Annotated in this window: 18 protein-coding genes; 13 read left to right on the forward strand and 5 right to left on the reverse strand. The window is 57.7% G+C overall.

All coding sequences use genetic code 11. The features are described 5' to 3' along the window. The first annotated feature begins 39 nt into the window (after positions 1-39). The 4 genes from KI809_RS14055 (at position 40) to KI809_RS14070 (ending at position 1953) form a co-directional block, all read left to right on the forward strand. Positions 40-315 carry a type II toxin-antitoxin system Phd/YefM family antitoxin gene (locus KI809_RS14055; RefSeq protein ID WP_214172197.1) on the forward strand — a complete coding sequence of 92 codons (276 nt, stop codon included), beginning with the start codon at positions 40-42 and terminating at the stop codon, positions 313-315. Then, complete coding sequence (locus KI809_RS14060) at positions 312-632, forward strand: type II toxin-antitoxin system RelE family toxin (RefSeq protein ID WP_214172198.1); 321 nt, start codon at positions 312-314, stop codon at positions 630-632. Before KI809_RS14055 ends, KI809_RS14060 begins: the two co-directional genes overlap by 4 nt. 89 nt (positions 633-721) lie before the next feature. Beyond that, positions 722-1513: a tetratricopeptide repeat protein gene (locus KI809_RS14065; RefSeq protein ID WP_214172199.1), complete on the forward strand. Its 792-nt coding sequence runs from the start codon at positions 722-724 to the stop codon at positions 1511-1513. Between the two features lie 101 nt (positions 1514-1614). Beyond that, positions 1615-1953 carry a zinc ribbon domain-containing protein YjdM gene (locus KI809_RS14070; protein WP_214172200.1) on the forward strand — a complete coding sequence of 113 codons (339 nt, stop codon included), beginning with the start codon at positions 1615-1617 and terminating at the stop codon, positions 1951-1953. A gap of 10 nt (positions 1954-1963) precedes the next feature. Here the strand turns inward: KI809_RS14070 and polA are convergent, their stop codons facing one another. Together polA and KI809_RS14080 are read right to left on the reverse strand one after the other, a co-directional pair. After that, positions 1964-4639, reverse strand: a complete 2676-nt coding sequence (gene polA, locus KI809_RS14075) for a DNA polymerase I (protein ID WP_214172201.1) — start codon at positions 4637-4639, stop codon at positions 1964-1966. 4 nt (positions 4640-4643) lie between these two features. Then, positions 4644-4817: a DUF4177 domain-containing protein gene (locus tag KI809_RS14080; protein WP_214172202.1), complete on the reverse strand. Its 174-nt coding sequence runs from the start codon at positions 4815-4817 to the stop codon at positions 4644-4646. A 180-nt stretch (positions 4818-4997) separates the two neighbouring features. Between KI809_RS14080 and KI809_RS14085 the strand changes: the two genes are divergently transcribed. Then, positions 4998-5171 (forward strand): hypothetical protein, encoded by a 174-nt coding sequence (locus KI809_RS14085; RefSeq protein WP_214172203.1) that lies wholly within the window; start codon positions 4998-5000, stop codon positions 5169-5171. Positions 5172-5211: 40 nt separating this feature from the next. Continuing rightward, positions 5212-5655 (forward strand): Hsp20/alpha crystallin family protein, encoded by a 444-nt coding sequence (locus KI809_RS14090; protein ID WP_214172204.1) that lies wholly within the window; start codon positions 5212-5214, stop codon positions 5653-5655. A 75-nt stretch (positions 5656-5730) separates the two neighbouring features. On the opposite strand, the gene larE is transcribed toward KI809_RS14090, so the two are convergent. From larE to KI809_RS14105, 3 genes are read right to left on the reverse strand one after another with little or no spacing between them, the layout of a single operon-like run. Then, the gene (gene larE, locus KI809_RS14095) at positions 5731-6528 is read right to left on the reverse strand and encodes an ATP-dependent sacrificial sulfur transferase LarE (protein WP_214172205.1); all 798 of its coding nucleotides are present in this window, start codon (positions 6526-6528) and stop codon (positions 5731-5733) included. Continuing rightward, positions 6521-7009 carry an RrF2 family transcriptional regulator gene (locus KI809_RS14100; RefSeq protein WP_214172206.1) on the reverse strand — a complete coding sequence of 163 codons (489 nt, stop codon included), beginning with the start codon at positions 7007-7009 and terminating at the stop codon, positions 6521-6523. Before KI809_RS14100 ends, larE begins: the two co-directional genes overlap by 8 nt. Before the next feature lie 15 nt (positions 7010-7024). Next, a complete protein-coding gene (locus tag KI809_RS14105) occupies positions 7025-7234 on the reverse strand; it encodes a hypothetical protein (RefSeq protein ID WP_214172207.1) in 210 nt (69 codons plus the stop codon). Positions 7235-7390: 156 nt separating this feature from the next. Here KI809_RS14105 and dapF point away from each other — a divergent pair, with 156 nt between their 5' ends. The 7 genes from dapF to KI809_RS14140 all read left to right on the forward strand — a co-directional run. After that, a complete protein-coding gene (dapF, locus tag KI809_RS14110; protein ID WP_214172208.1) occupies positions 7391-8230 on the forward strand; it encodes a diaminopimelate epimerase in 840 nt (279 codons plus the stop codon). Beyond that, positions 8230-8649: an HIT family protein gene (locus KI809_RS14115; RefSeq protein ID WP_214172209.1), complete on the forward strand. Its 420-nt coding sequence runs from the start codon at positions 8230-8232 to the stop codon at positions 8647-8649. Before dapF ends, KI809_RS14115 begins: the two co-directional genes overlap by 1 nt. Positions 8650-8759: 110 nt before the next feature. Further along, a complete protein-coding gene (locus KI809_RS14120) occupies positions 8760-11531 on the forward strand; it encodes a phosphoenolpyruvate carboxylase (protein ID WP_214172210.1) in 2772 nt (923 codons plus the stop codon). Positions 11532-11661: 130 nt separating this feature from the next. Further along, the gene (locus KI809_RS14125; RefSeq protein WP_214172211.1) at positions 11662-12522 is read left to right on the forward strand and encodes a deoxyribonuclease IV; all 861 of its coding nucleotides are present in this window, start codon (positions 11662-11664) and stop codon (positions 12520-12522) included. Between the two features lie 9 nt (positions 12523-12531). Beyond that, positions 12532-13050 (forward strand): O-acetyl-ADP-ribose deacetylase, encoded by a 519-nt coding sequence (locus KI809_RS14130; protein ID WP_214172212.1) that lies wholly within the window; start codon positions 12532-12534, stop codon positions 13048-13050. Next, entirely contained in the window at positions 13047-13487 is a 441-nt protein-coding gene (gene dtd, locus KI809_RS14135; RefSeq protein ID WP_214172213.1) for a D-aminoacyl-tRNA deacylase, read from the forward strand. The genes KI809_RS14130 and dtd overlap by 4 nt, the downstream gene beginning before the upstream one ends. A gap of 452 nt (positions 13488-13939) precedes the next feature. Next, positions 13940-14155: hypothetical protein (locus KI809_RS14140; RefSeq protein WP_214172214.1), on the forward strand; the 216-nt coding region annotated here is incomplete at its 3' end.

A 14155-nucleotide genomic window follows, 5' to 3' on the forward strand; every position in this document is an offset into this window, starting at 1 on the left:
CGCTTACCTGTACCTTTAGAAGTACAGAAGGAGGTTGCCATGACCCGTACCTTATCGATTATGGAAGCCCGAAAACAGCTGACATCCATGCCTGAAACGCTTTTGCACGACGGGCAGGTAGATGTTCTCGAAATCACCCGCCGGGGCAAGCCGGTGTTGGCTGTCATGCCGTGGGAGCTGTACGAAGCGGTATCGGAGACACTGGAAGTGATGGGGGATAAAGAGCTGCTGGCGCAATTGCGTCAAAGCATACAAGAGCTGGATTCCGGGAAGCTCGTCTCCTGGCAGGATGCCAAAAAGGAGCTTGGCCTTTGAAATGGCAGATCCTGCTGACACCAACGGCATTAAAGCTGTTGTCCGACATCTCTGACCGGCGCATCCGGGAAAAAATCGGAACAGTAATTGATCGCCTGGCTGAAGACCCGGAAAAACAGGGGAAGGCGCTGCTCGGCGAATTATCAGGACTTCGCAGCATAAGGGCTGTCGGGCAACGCTATCGCATCATTTATCAGATCAGAGGCAACGAGATTGTCGTAGTAATTGTCGCCGTTGGTATCCGCCGCGATGGGGCCAGAGACGACATCTATAACCTGGCGAAGAAGCTTTTCCGGCTGGGATTGTTGGGCGAGTGACATCAACCACAGCATAACTGTTCCGTTTGAAAGGATCATCCAATTCACGTACTCACGTGTGAATCGTTCCAATATAGAAAGGAAGGGAAATGAAATTATTACGACGGCTTGTTTCAATATTGATTGTATCTGGCCTTTTCGGCTGTGCGAGTGCAGATCAACAAATGAATAGCGGCTTATGGCATTATGACGCAGGGCTTTGGGGTGAAGCTGCCCCTCGATTAATAAATAGCGTTCCTGAAATTGAAAAATCCAATCCGAATGATCCACGACTTTCTACGGCGCTCATTGCCCTTGGGGAAATGTCAGCTGGCAGTGGGCGGTATGACCTTTCCGAAGATTTCTTTCGGAGAGCCGTAAAAGTTGCCGAAGCACAGCTACCACCCGATGAAGTACTCATTCGCAATGCCTCAGTGCATACTGGATACTACTATCTCGGCCAGAACCGCCCTGCAGAGGCAGCGCCTTTGTTTACCCGAGCTGCAAAATTATCTGAAAAATATTCAGGCGATAAAAGAGTGCTTCATGCAGTTGATCTCGACAATATTGGCGTAGCACTCACAAGCCAAGGGCTCCATAAAGATGGAAATGAAGTTAGTCAACGTGCCTTGCGAATACTTGACGATCTGCCTCTTCAGAAGGAAGTTGAAAAAACCCGTGCTGTCATTTTTTATAACCTTGCTTACTCTTACGTTGAACAGACACGTTTTGCCGAGGCTGAAGATCTTTACAGAAAATCACTTAACACACTTGCACCTATTGGTGCCCCACTGGTAGGTGAACAATGGCGTATCAATGTTGTCTTGACCAACTATTCGAAACTTCTTCGACAACTCGGTCGGAATGACGAGGCAAAGGTTCTTGAAGTGAGAATCAAGTGAGACAGGATTTTGAAGACAGGTTTTTTTAATAAATGTCACAACTTAAATATTCGTGTGCTCTCTACCGCGTTATTCACAATCAACAACTACAAGGAAACCTTATGAGCACCTTACCCAAATGCCCCGGCTGCAGTTCCGAATACACCTACGAAGACGGCGACAACTATGTCTGCCCGGAGTGCGCCCATGAATGGCCGATGCAGGCTGCGGAGAGCGCGGAGACTGAAAACTCGGTGGTCGACGCCTTCGGCAATGAGCTGAAAGACGGCGATTCGGTGACCGTCATCAAGGACCTGAAGATCAAAGGGTCGTCATTGGTGGTCAAGGTCGGCACCAAGGTCCGGAACATCCGGATCGTCTCGGGCGACCACGACATTGACTGCAAGATCGACGGCATCGGCGCCATGCAGTTGAAATCCGGGTTCGTCAAGAAAGCATGACCAGAAGCGGTCAGTGCGCCTCGGCCCAGTTGCTGCCGTAGCTGATATCCACCTTCAACGGCACGCGGCACTCTACGGCATGGGCCATCTCGTGCTCCACCAGCTGCTCCAGGTGAAGCAGCTCCCCCTCCGGCACCTCGAACACCAGTTCGTCATGGACCTGCATGAGCAGGCGGCTCTCCGCTCCTTCCAGCTTCAGTCGCCGGTCGATATTGATCATCGCCTTCTTGATGATGTCGGCCGCCGACCCCTGGATCGGGTAGTTGATGGCGTTGCGCTCGGCAAAGCTGCGCACCTGGAAGTTGTGGCTGTTGATATCCGGGATCGGCAGTCGTCGGCCGAGCATGGTGGTCACATAGCCATGCTCCCGCGCCTGCTCCACGCAGGAGTCGAGAAAGGCCATGGCCCCGGCATGACGGGCCTTGTAGGTGGCGATGAAGTCCTCGGCCACCTTACGGGCAACTCCCAACTGCGCTGCCAGGCTGAAGGCGCTCTGGCCGTAGATCACCCCGAAATTGATGGTCTTGGCCTGGCGCCGCATCTCGCCGGTGACCAGGCCGGGCATCAGGTCGAACACCTCGGCTGCGGTGCGGGTATGGATATCCTCGTCATTGCCGAAGGCATCGCAGAAGACCGGGTCGCCGGAGAGATGGGCCAGCACGCGCAGCTCGATCTGCGAATAGTCGGCTGACAGGATCTTGCACCCCTCCCTGGCGATGAACGCTTGGCGGATCTTTTTCCCCTCCTCGGTGCGGATCGGAATGTTCTGCAGGTTCGGGTCCGATGAGGAGAGCCGGCCGGTGCTGGTCACTGCCTGGTTGTAGGAGGTGTGCACCCGGCCGTCGCTGTCGGCCAGCTGCGGCAGGGCATCGGTATAGGTGGACTTGAGCTTGGCCACGCCCCGCTGCTGCAGCAGCAGTGAGGCGATCTCGTGACCCGCCTCGGCCAGCCGCTCCAGCTCATCGACATTGGTGGACCAGCCGGTCTTGAGCTTGGTCTTCTTGCCGGTTGGCAGCTGCAGCTTCTCGAACAGGATCTCCCCCAGCTGCTTGGGCGAGTTGACGTTGAACGGCCCTCCGGCCAGCTCATGGATCCGGCTCTCCAGGGTCACAAGCTGTTTGCCGAGCCCTGCGGAGAGCTCCGCCAGGAACGGCAGATCAAGCTTGACCCCCAGCAGTTCCATCTCGGCCAGGATCGTCACCAGCGGCATCTCCAGCTCGAACAGCAACCCCTCCATCCCCGCAGCGGCAACCTTGGGGAGCAGCAGCCGATGCAGCATGAAGGTGGCATCGCTATCCTCGCAGGAATAGCGGGCGGCCTTTTCCACCTCGATCTCGTCGAACCGCTTCTGATCCTTTCCTTTGCCGGCCACCTCCTCGTAGGAGATCATCTTGTGGTCGAGATACTCCACTGACAGGGCATCGAGCCCCTGGCTGGTGCGCCCCGGATTGACCAGGTAAGCGGCCAGCATGGTATCGCACCAGACCCCCTGCATTTCCACCCCGGCCGTACGCAGCACTTGGTAGTCATATTTGATGTTCTGGCCGATCTTCCGTTTGTCCGGGTCTGTCAGGAACGGCCTGAGACGGTCAAGCACTATTGCAAGATTCAGCTGGGTGGGAACGCCGAGATAATGGTGGCCGACCGGGATGTAGTACGCCTCGTGCGACCGCCAGGAGAGCGAGATGCCGACGATTTCCGCCATCCTGGGGTCAAGGCTGGTGGTTTCCAGGTCAATGGCAAACTCTTCGACCTTTGCCAGCTCCTGCAGCAGCGCCGCGAACTCCGCTTCGCTGAGGATGGTGCGGTACTCTTCGCTGGAGAGGGTGGAACGGCTGGTCAGCTCCTTCATCAGCGAGGTAAAGCCGAACCGCTTGAACAGCTCGGCCAGAACCGCATTGTCAGGCGGTTCGGCAACGAAATCCCCCAGGTCATAAGCAATCGGCACCCGGCAGTCGATGGTGGCCAGTTGTCGCGACAGCCGCGCCTGGTCGGCAAAGGCCCGGATGTTCTCGCCAGTCTTGCCTTTGACCTCGCTGCTCCTTGCCAACAGGGCATCCATGGAACCAAACTCCTGCACCAGCTTGATGGCGGTCTTCTCGCCGATGCCGGGTACGCCCGGGATATTATCCGAGGAGTCGCCGGCCAGCCCGAGGATATCGATCACCTTGTCCGGCCCGACCCCGAACCGCTCGATCACCTCGGCGGCGCCGGAAATCTTGTCCTTCATGGTATCGAGCAGGGTCACATGGTCGCTGACAACCTGCATCAGGTCCTTGTCGCCGGTCACCACCACGGTATTGATCCCGCGTTCTCCGCAATCGCGGCAGATAGTGCCGATGATATCGTCCGCCTCAAAGCCGTCCAGTTCCAGCACCGGAATCCGGAATGCCCGCACCAGCTCCTTGATCGGCTCCACCTGCTGCCGCAGGTCGTCGGGCATGGCGGCCCGGTTTGCCTTGTACTCCGGGTAGATCTCGGTGCGGAAGGTCTTGCGGGAGATATCGAACACCACGGCCACATAGGATGGCTGCCGGTCTTTCAGCACCTTGAGCAGCATCTGGGTGAAGCCGAAGATGGCGTTGGTCGGAAAGCCGCCCGGCCCGGAGAGATGGCGGATGGCATGGTAGGCGCGATACAGGTACGAAGAACCGTCGATCAGGTACAGGGTGGTATTGTTGTCCATCCGGCTACATCTCCTCTTTGGTAAAGATGACAAACGCCATGCTTGGCCGTTTTTGCGACTCGCGCATGGCGAAATGCAGGCCGTCAAAGCGCCACCCCTTGGCGGTCCACTCATTGAGGGTCTCCTCAAGCACATCTTCGGAAACGGTACTGACCTCGACAACCTTGTACGTGAGCATGGCTCCTCCGGATCATGATTTCGGGCAATAGTAGTTGATTCGGCAAGGGGTATCAACATTCATTTGCATTCGTTTGCAGCAGAGCGAAATGGTGCTAAACTTTCCCCAAGGAAAGGAGGTGAGCAGTTCGGCCACAACGCGGTCTAATGACCCTACAAACTCGAAGCAAGGAGCTACGGTATGATCAACGAGCAGCAAGTTTCATTCGAGAAGCAGACAGAGCTTACCGAGATACACCTTGAGACCGATTACCAGCGCAAAGACTTGAAAGCCAGGCGGGCAGCAACCAAGCTCAGCCTCTATGACGGATCGAAAAAATTGAAGCACAGCGTCCCCAAGGGGAAGAAAGTCTGAAGCGCTTTCAGAGAGTTACAATGATCAGGAGAAACCGGTAATGGCAATAGTAAAATACAATCCGATTAAAGAGCTCCGCTCGATGCAGGAACAGATGAACCGCCTGCTTGACCTGGCATGGAACCGGGAGACCGGCGAAGATATGCGGGACGGGGTCTGGCAGCCGGCGGTGGACATCTACGAAGATGACGAATCAGTGGTGATAAAGGCCGAGATCCCGGATGTGGACCAGAAGGATATCGAGGTCAAGATCGAGGACAACACCCTCACCCTCAAGGGGGAGCGGCGCCACGACCAGAGCGTGAAAAAAGAGAATTACCATCGGGTGGAGCGGTACTACGGCACTTTCCAGCGCAGCTTCCACCTGCCGCACACCATTGATCAGGAGAAGATCAAGGCCGCGTGCGACCGTGGGGTTTTAACCATTACCCTGCCGAAAAAAGGGGAGAAGAAACCGAAACAGATTACCGTGGAAGTAAAGTAAACCGCAAAAACCAATTTGCGAGCAAAAACGCCCGACTGCCATAACGCAGCCGGGCGTTTTTGCATCGCAATTAACTCAGTTCATGCTGCCGGTACGATATCCTTCCAGATCCAGCGCCACGAATTTGAATCCAGCCTTTTTGAATGCGGCAACTACCTGATTCCTCAAGTCGTCAGCCAGTAGCCGCGGCAATTCCTCCGGGGCCAGCTCGATCCGTGCCGTTTCACCGTGATACCGGACCCGATAGACCCGGAACCCTTGGGCCTTCAAAAACTCTTCGCACTGCTCGATCATACTGAGCCGCTCGGCAGTTATCTCCACCCCGTAGGGGAAGCGGCTGGCCAGACAGGCGTAGGCCTGCTTGTTCCAGGTCGCCAGGCCGAGCTCGCGACTCAGCGCCCGGACATCGTCCTTGGAAAAACCTGCCTCCAGCAGCGGACTGCGCACCTGCAGCTCTCCGGCGGCCCGTCGCCCCGGCCGGTAATCGCCGAGATCGTCACTGTTGGTGCCGTCGCAGATATGGGCAAACCCCATTTCCGCGGCCTTGGCAGCACAGATGCCGAACAGCTCTTTCTTGCAGTGGTAACAGCGGTCCCGCGGGTTCTCGCTATAACCGGGAATCTCCAGTTCGTTGGAATCGACTACGATCTGCCGGGCGCCGATCACCTTGGCCAGGGAGACCGCCTCTCGGAATTCCGATTCCGGGTAGGTGGGGGATGTCGCGGTTATGGCGCAGGCACGCTCTCCCAGCAGGTCATGGGCGACCTTGAGCAACAGGGTTGAATCAACACCTCCGGAAAACGCGACCAGTACCGATCCCATCTCTTCCAGAACCGTCTTGAGACGGGCATATTTGCTGGGCAGGTCAGACATTCGCAGTCTTCCGCCGGGGTTTGACCGTAGTAGACAGGTCCTCCTGCAACAGTCCCATGGCTTCCCCCCGCTCGCACAATACGGCCAGGGAAATCTCGGAAAAGAGCGATTCAAGCCGGCTGGACGCCTCAGTCCAGACCGTCTGGGTGACGCAGGTGCCGTCAAAGGAACAGGCACTCTTCTTCCGCTTGCGCTTTCCGGGAGAACAGTCTACCAGCAGGAGGTCACCTTCTGTGGCCTTGACGATGTCCTTGACGGTCACATCCTTGAGCGGCTTGGCAATCAGGTAGCCGCCCTGCGGCCCGCGCTTGCTTTTCAACAGCCCGGCCCGCTTCAGATTCTGAAAGATCTGTTCCAGGTATCGGGGAGATATTTCCTGCCGGCGGGCAATGTCCTGAATCTGCACCGGCCGGTTGGCCGCATGATAGGCAATGTCGAACAGTGCCCGTAAGCCGTATCGGCTTTTGGTTGAAAGACGCATCTCGGTCTCCTTTTCTTACCAGTACTTTTCCGGCGGGGCAAAACGTCCCAACAGCTTAATCTCACCATCGACAACCTGGAATTTATCACCGAGTTCATTGATCCAGCTGTTGCCCTCTTCAAGCGGGGTTGGTACCTCGCGCTTACCGAGATACACCTCGTCCTCCCCAATATAGGCGAACCACTCCAGGTTGCCGTTCATCCAGATCTTGTTCTTGAGTTCCAACACTAACCTCCTGTGGAATTATTGCAGCAGATGTTACCGGAATGATCGATGCCGGTCAAGCGCCACCGATCCGTTTGACCTGTTTTTTCTTGTTGCGTTTCAACAATTTTGTTAGAAGTGAAACCTCCAGTATCTAATCCGAGGGAGGAACCCGATATGAAGTTCACCAAAATGCACGGCGCAGGCAATGACTATGTCTATGTCAACTGTTTCGAAGAGCAGATCGAGAACCCGGCTGAGATCGCCATCAAGGTCTCCAACCGCAATTTCGGCATCGGTTCGGACGGCCTGATCCTGATCATGCCTTCCGATAAGGCAGACGTGCGGATGAGAATGTTCAACTCCGACGGCTCGGAATCCGAGATGTGCGGCAACGGCATCCGCTGCGTGGCCAAGTATTCTTATGACCACGGCATTGTGACCAAGAAGGAGATCACTGCCGAGACCGGCGCCGGGATCCTTACCCTGCAGCTCTTCACCGGCAGCGACAACAAGGTGAACCGGGTGCGGGTCAACATGGGGAAGCCGCGGCTGACCAAGGTCGAGATCCCGATGCTCGGCGATCCTCAGGACGGCCAGACCGTAAACCAGCCGCTGAATATTCTGCACACCACCTTTAACATCACCACGGTCTCCATGGGCAACCCCCATTGCGTGATCTTTGTCGATGACGTGGAGAGCTTCCAGGTGGAAAAATACGGGCCGCTGATCGAAAACCACGACCTCTTCCCACGCCGCACCAACGTGGAATTCGTCCAGATCATCTCCCGCACCGAAGTCCGGCAGCGGACCTGGGAGCGGGGCGCCGGCGAAACCCTCGCCTGCGGCACCGGCGCCAGCGCGGTCTGCGTGGCCGGGGCGCTGAACGGCCTGACTGACAAGAAGATCCTCAACCACCTGTCCGGTGGCGATCTGGAGCTGGAGTGGTCTGAAGACGGCTTCCTCTACATGACCGGCCCGGCCACCGAGGTGTTTTCCGGGGAAATAACCCTGTAATGATTGATTGTCAGATGTGCAGCAAATGGCTCGACGAGCCGGAGATGCGGGTCGCGGAGCTGGAGCATAGTTATGTGCTCCTGAACCGCGACCAGTTTTTCCCCGGCTACTGTTTCGTCTTTACCAAGACCCATGTGACCGAGCTGTTCCACTTGGACCAGGACACCAGGGCAGCAATAATTGAAGAGGTGAATGCGGTTGCCGCAGCGCTGTTCGCGGTATTCCAGCCGACTAAGATCAACTACGAACTGCTCGGCAACATGGTCCCCCACATGCACTGGCACATCGTGCCCCGCTTTACGACCGACCCGCTCTGGCCGCGACCGATCTGGAGCGATCCGCATGAGCCTCTTATGCTCTCACCCGACGACTACCGGTTTCGTATCCAGGCGATCGCCGAGCTCCTCTCCCGCAGATAGAGCCGTTCTTTCCCGTCGATTTCCTTCCTGCTGTTACCGCTTCATTACATTGTCACCTAGACAAAAGATGATACGCTTTCCGGTGAACCTGCGTTCCGAAGGGAGAGACAATGGACCTGTTGTGGAAGGCGTCCGACCAGCACCAGAGGCTCGATGAATTGACGACGTGCGACGCTGCCGCCAAGAAGCTTCCGCTGCGCCGGGATGTTCGGTCCATGGGGATGCTTCTTGGTGAGGTGATCCGGGCCCAGGCCGGAGAGGCGGCGTTCAACCTGGAGGAGCGCCTGAGAAAGCTCTCAATAGGCCACCGGGAGAGCACTGCCCCTGTCGACGACGCTGAAAGCCCTCCCGGAGAGCAGGTACTCCTCCGGCAGATGATCGATCTGGTCTCGACCATGACCCTGCCCGATACCGCCCTGATAATCAAGGCTTTCGCGACCTTCTTTGAACTGACCAATCTTGCCGAGACCAACAACCGCAAAAGGAGAAGCCGCGCCCACCGTGTTGCCGGTGTTTCCGCCAAACCCGGCACACTTCGCGCAACCCTCCAGCGTATGCACGATGCCGGTATGGATGCCGACCAGACGCTGCTCTGTCTGTCCCGTTTGGAAATCCTCCCGGTATTTACCGCCCACCCCACCGAGGTGTCGCGGCGCGTGGTTCTCTTCAAGCGACGCCGCATAGCGGAGATACTGGAACGGCTCGACAGATTGCCGCTCTCTCCTGCCGAGGCTGAGGAGTGCCAGGAGGCGATCCGGGCGGAGATAACCGCTCTCTGGCAGTCCGATGATGTCCGGCGGCGCAAGCCGACGGTACAGGATGAGATCATCATGGGGATGGACCATTATCCCGGTGCGCTGATCGCAGCGGTAAACAGCTTCTATGCCGAGGCAGCCCGCGATTTCCGGGGGGTCTTCGGCAGGGATATCCGGTTGTCTGCGTTTCCGACGATGATCCGTTTCGGTTCCTGGATCGGGGGGGATCGCGACGGCAACCCGTTCGTTACGCCGGAGTGCACCCGGGATGCGCTGCGTAAGGCACGGGAACTGATCCTTGCCGAATATGCAGGCGACATGGAGGAGCTGTACCGGTTGCTCACCCCCTCCGTATGCCAGGTCGGCGACGATCCCCCCTTGCGTGAGACGCTTGGCCGGCAGGCAACCCGGTTCCCGAAGGCTGCCGGCTTGGTCGACACCCTTCCGGACAGTGAGCTGCCGAGGCGGTTTGCGGCGTTTATGCTCCACCGCCTGAGAAGCACGCAGTCCGCAGCCGATGACGGCCAGGCCTATCCGAACCCCGAGGAGTTAGCCGCCGATATCGACCTCCTCATGCAGAGCCTTGACCGGAACCGGGGGGAATTGCTGTCGCAAAGGCTACTCGAACCGCTCCATCGGAAGCTTTCCACCTTCGGCTTCCATCTCCACACCCTTGACATCCGGCAGCACGCAAAGGTTCACTCGCTGGCTGTGGAAGAGCTCATGGGTCAAGCCGGCCGGACAGCGGTACGCGAGAACCCCCTCTCGTCCCAGACCTGCGGGCTCCTCGATACCCTCCGCACGATCGCCGCCTTGAAGAAGGAGTTCTCCCCCGCCGCAATCCGGAGTTATGTCATAAGCGGTGCGCGCTGCGTGAACGATATCCATAACCTGATCTGGCTGATGGAGCTCTCCGGGATAGAAGTCGCCGGCCGGAAGGAGTGCGGCGATCCCGGGGTCATGCCGGTACCCCTGTTCGAATCGATCGAAGACCTGCGGAATGCGGGCGCGGTCTGCCGGGAGCTATGGAACGATCCCGGTTACCGGAGATACCTCGATTCTTGGGAAGGGTGCCAGGAGGTCATGATCGGCTATTCCGACTCGAACAAGGACGGCGGGATGCTGACCAGCAGCTGGGAGATATTCAAGGCGCACGAGGCTCTGCACCGGGTTGCCCGGGAGAGTGGAGTGCAGCTGAGGCTTTTCCATGGTCGTGGTGGAACGGTCGGCCGTGGCGGTGGTCCTACGCATCGCGCCATCGTATCTCAGCCTCCCGGCGCTTTCTCCGGCGCCATCAAGCTGACGGAACAGGGGGAGGTGATCAACTTCAAGTACAACGACCCGGCCCTGGCGCGACGAAACCTTGAGCTGCTGGTGGCCTCCTCCCTGGAGGCCCTGGTGCGTACCGGCCTTGTGGAGACCTGCATCGACCCTGCGTGGGAGGAGGCTCTGGAAGAGATGTCGGCCGTTGCCTATTCGTTCTACCGGGAAAGGATAGCGGAGAATCCCGATATCCTCTCCTATTTCGAGCAGGCGACCCCGGTGCTTGAGTTCGAACTGGCCAAGATCGGCTCTCGCCCGGCGCGCCGCAGCCAGACCACGTCACTTGACGACCTTCGGGCAATCCCCTGGGGATTTGGGTGGATCCAGAGCCGGCTGATGCTCCCGGCCTGGTTCGGCGTAGGGACCGCCTGCGAGCGGTTCGCATCGCGAGGATGCGCCGAGAGAGAGCTGCTGGCGGCAATGATGCGCCGCTTCCCGTTTTTCTTCGACATGATGCGCAATGTGGAGATGGCAATGGCCAAGGTAGATCTTTCGCTGGCACGGCAGTACGCCCTCCTTGTGGAGGATGCGGCGCTGCGGGAACGGGTCTGGAGTCTTCTGACTGACGAGTTCGCCCGCACCAGGTCGATGCTTCTCGAGATCTCCGGCCAGGAACGCCTGCTGCAGAGCAATCCGGGTCTGGCGGAGAGCTTGCGGCTTCGTGCCCCGTACATAGATCCGTTGAGCCTGATTCAGATAGAGCTGCTGCGCAGGAAAAGGGGGGGGGACTGGAGCGGTCGGCACGATTACCTCCTGGCGGCTTCCATCCACGGCATTGCCGCGGGGCTTCGCAACACCGGCTGACTAACATCTGCAAGAAGCTGTGGAGATGCACGACCCGGCCGTTGCCGGTTGACATTTCCACTGCTTAGCGCTAAACCTGTAGGCGGTTTTCCCCTGATCATCCTATTTCCAGGAGGAGTGTGACATACCCATGAAAGACTATCTCGGCGCGCACATGTCCATTGCCGGAGGGATCCACCTGGCGGTCGATCGCGGGGCAGCCGCCGGTTGCGGTGTTATCCAGGTATTCACCCAGGTCTCCAACCAGTGGCGGGGCAAGATGCCGTCGCCGGCTGACACCGCCCTGTTCCGGGAAAAACTGGCCGCATCCGGCATGCACGAAGCGGTCAGCCACGACATTTATCTCATCAACCTGGCGGCGCCGCCGGGCGAGACCCGCGACAAGAGCCTGGCCGGGTTTGGCGAGGAGATGCGCCGCTGCGCCGCTCTCGGCATCAAAAAGATCGTCATGCACCCCGGCTCCCATGTCGGCGATGGCGAAGCGACCGGCATCGCCCGGATCACCGAGGCGTTTGACCAGCTAATCGCCGCGACCCCGGAATTCACCGGAAAGATCCTCCTGGAAACCACTGCCGGCCAGGGTACCAACCTGGGGCATTCCTTCGAGCATCTCAGCGCCATCATCAACGGCTCTGCCTTCCCGGACCGCTTTAGCGTCTGTTTCGACACCTGCCACACCTTTGCCGCCGGTTACGACCTGACCAGCCGCGACAGCTACCTGAAGGTCTGGGACGAGTTCGACCGGCTCATCGGCATCAGCCGGCTCGCCTGTTTTCATATCAACGACTCGAAAAAAGGGCTCGGCTGCCGGGTAGACCGCCATGAACAGATCGGCCAGGGCGCCATGGGGCTGGAGCCGTTTCGGTTCATCATGAACGATCCCCGTTTTGTTGCCATTCCCAAGATCCTGGAAACCCCCAAGGAAGGCGATGCCGGGGTGGATATGGACGAGGTCAACCTCAGGCTGCTGCGCAGCCTGGTGGAGAACTGAGAGGCCGCGATGAAAGAGAAGATCGAGATCATTCAGACCGACATTACCCAGCTGGCCGTTGATGCCATTGTCAATGCCGCCAACAACACTCTGCTTGGCGGCGGCGGCGTGGACGGCGCCATTCACCGGGCTGCCGGGGCTGAGCTGGTTGAGGAGTGCGCCACGCTCGGCGGCTGCGAGACCGGTGATGCCAAGATCACCAGAGGGTACAAACTTCCGGCCAGGCATGTGATCCACACCGTCGGCCCGGTCTGGCACGGCGGTGCCAAGGGGGAGCCGGAACTGCTGCGGAGCGCCTATCGCCGCTGCTTTGCTGTAGCCCATGAGAACAAGTTACGGTCGATCGCCTTTCCTGCCATCAGCTGCGGAGTGTACGGCTTTCCCATGGACCAGGGGTGCCGCATCGCCATGGAAGAGGCGAAACTGGCCATTGAGAGCTACCCGGAACTGGAGCGGGTCATCTTTACCCCGTTTGGCGCCCCGGCACTGGCCCTGTATCAGCAGACATTCGCGGTGGTCTTCGGATGAAGGCGGTCATCCAGCGGGTAAGCGAGGCGCGGGTCGAGGTTGACGGCGAGGTTACCGGCGCCATCGGCGGCGGCATCCTGGTGCTGCTCGGGGTCGAGCAGGGTGATACGGAGCAGGATGCCGACTGGCTGGTGAAGAAAATCGTCGAGCTGCGGATCTTTGAGGACGAGGCAGGCAAGATGAACCTGGCGCTGGCCGAAGTCAACGGAGCACTGCTGGTGGTGTCCCAATTTACCCTGCTGGGCGACTGCCGCAAGGGGCGCCGTCCCTCGTTTGTCAAAGCTGCGCCGCCGGCCGAGGGAAACCGCTTGTATGAATATTTCGTGGCCAAAGCCCGTGAAACCGGGACAAAGGTAGAGACCGGTGTCTTTCAGGCAATGATGCAGGTCCATCTCATCAACGACGGTCCGGTGACCTTCATCCTGGAGAGCCGCTGACCGCCCGAAGGCATCCTCTAGCCCCTCCACTCCACGATCCGCTCATCCCTCCTGAATTTATTCCTGAATAACTAAGAAGTTTCCAGAAAACCAGAGGCGGTTCAGTCGCTGCGCCGGTTTCCAGATAAATAATTTTTGCCAGCCTGATGATCGTCCAATAGGTTGAGCGAGCCTTTTGCAGAATCTGCTTTCGGAATAATGGCCCGCCGATGGTAGGGATTTCCCCATCTTTCAATTCGTTACTAAGTCACATATAAGTATGAAATTTCTAATAGGTCAGGGCGCGCGTCAGCATGATTCATTTTATGAAAAATGAAGATTTGACCCTTGTGGGTTTTGAATAATGAGTTGTAGTGAAGAATTTTCAGTGCTCTAGTTATCAGATGCAGTGATATTCATATGAGCCGTTTTTAAGTAATGCAATGAATTACATGTGAGGAGAAACATCATAAATGCCACATTCAGATAAAATGGAAGCACTCCGGTTTGTTTGGAATTCAGCGAACGTCATGCAGAGAGATAAATTAGTTGGAAGTATTTGTGCTAGCGGGAACTTCGAAGCAATCCGGTTCGTTTGGAATTCAGCGAATATCATGCAGAGAGATAAATTAGTTGGAAGTATTTGTGCTAGCGGGAACTTCGAAGCAATCCGGTTCGTTTGGAATTCA

This window comes from Geoanaerobacter pelophilus (genome assembly GCF_018476885.1).
GTDB classification, from domain to species: domain Bacteria; phylum Desulfobacterota; class Desulfuromonadia; order Geobacterales; family DSM-12255; genus Geoanaerobacter; species Geoanaerobacter pelophilus.

Bases quoted from the DNA above. Each gene is read 5' to 3' on its own strand.
- KI809_RS14065 (WP_214172199.1), top strand. From the start codon at position 722: ATGAAATTATTACGACGGCTTGTTTCAATATTGATTGTATCTGGCCTT.
- KI809_RS14090 (WP_214172204.1), top strand. From the start codon at position 5,212: ATGGCAATAGTAAAATACAATCCGATTAAAGAGCTCCGCTCGATGCAG.
- KI809_RS14070 (WP_214172200.1), top strand. From the start codon at position 1,615: ATGAGCACCTTACCCAAATGCCCCGGCTGCAGTTCCGAATACACCTAC.
- KI809_RS14120 (WP_214172210.1), top strand. From the start codon at position 8,760: ATGGACCTGTTGTGGAAGGCGTCCGACCAGCACCAGAGGCTCGATGAA.
- dtd (WP_214172213.1), top strand. From the start codon at position 13,047: ATGAAGGCGGTCATCCAGCGGGTAAGCGAGGCGCGGGTCGAGGTTGAC.
- KI809_RS14115 (WP_214172209.1), top strand. From the start codon at position 8,230: ATGATTGATTGTCAGATGTGCAGCAAATGGCTCGACGAGCCGGAGATG.
- larE (WP_214172205.1), bottom strand. From the start codon at position 6,528: ATGTCTGACCTGCCCAGCAAATATGCCCGTCTCAAGACGGTTCTGGAA.
- dapF (WP_214172208.1), top strand. From the start codon at position 7,391: ATGAAGTTCACCAAAATGCACGGCGCAGGCAATGACTATGTCTATGTC.
- KI809_RS14055 (WP_214172197.1), top strand. From the start codon at position 40: ATGACCCGTACCTTATCGATTATGGAAGCCCGAAAACAGCTGACATCC.
- KI809_RS14130 (WP_214172212.1), top strand. From the start codon at position 12,532: ATGAAAGAGAAGATCGAGATCATTCAGACCGACATTACCCAGCTGGCC.
- KI809_RS14100 (WP_214172206.1), bottom strand. From the start codon at position 7,009: ATGCGTCTTTCAACCAAAAGCCGATACGGCTTACGGGCACTGTTCGAC.
- KI809_RS14125 (WP_214172211.1), top strand. From the start codon at position 11,662: ATGAAAGACTATCTCGGCGCGCACATGTCCATTGCCGGAGGGATCCAC.
- KI809_RS14085 (WP_214172203.1), top strand. From the start codon at position 4,998: ATGATCAACGAGCAGCAAGTTTCATTCGAGAAGCAGACAGAGCTTACC.
- polA (WP_214172201.1), bottom strand. From the start codon at position 4,639: ATGGACAACAATACCACCCTGTACCTGATCGACGGTTCTTCGTACCTG.
- KI809_RS14080 (WP_214172202.1), bottom strand. From the start codon at position 4,817: ATGCTCACGTACAAGGTTGTCGAGGTCAGTACCGTTTCCGAAGATGTG.